Origin of the sequence: Ciceribacter ferrooxidans, from assembly GCF_004137355.1 — a bacterium.
Classification (GTDB): domain Bacteria; phylum Pseudomonadota; class Alphaproteobacteria; order Rhizobiales; family Rhizobiaceae; genus Allorhizobium; species Allorhizobium ferrooxidans.
Map to the genome: position 1 here is coordinate 1 of NZ_SDVB01000165.1, position 271 is coordinate 271.

General features: G+C 58.3%; 1 protein-coding gene. It reads right to left on the minus strand.

Going from position 1 to position 271, the window contains the following annotated elements; translation table 11 throughout:
* The coding region (locus tag EUU22_RS04325; RefSeq protein ID WP_245484908.1) for a 3-hydroxyacyl-CoA dehydrogenase family protein at nucleotides 1-271 on the minus strand (271 nt) is incomplete at both ends.

Below are 271 nucleotides of genomic sequence, written 5' to 3' on the forward strand. Positions count from 1 at the left end.
TAGCGCATCAAATCAAGCCCCACCAGGTCCACCAGACCGAAAATGCCTGTTTTCGGAACACCGAAAGGCTTGCCCAGCAAGGCGTCAGCTTCTTCGACATCGATGCCCTGCGTAAACGCGTTGGCAAGCGCAGCCTTGATCCACAAGGTGCCCAGGCGATTAGCGATAAAGCCCGGGCTATCCTTGCAGGGCACCACAGACTTGCCCAACGCCAGGTCGATGAACGACGTCAGCGCGGAGATCTGTTCCGGTCGGTTTGCAGGGCTGGTGA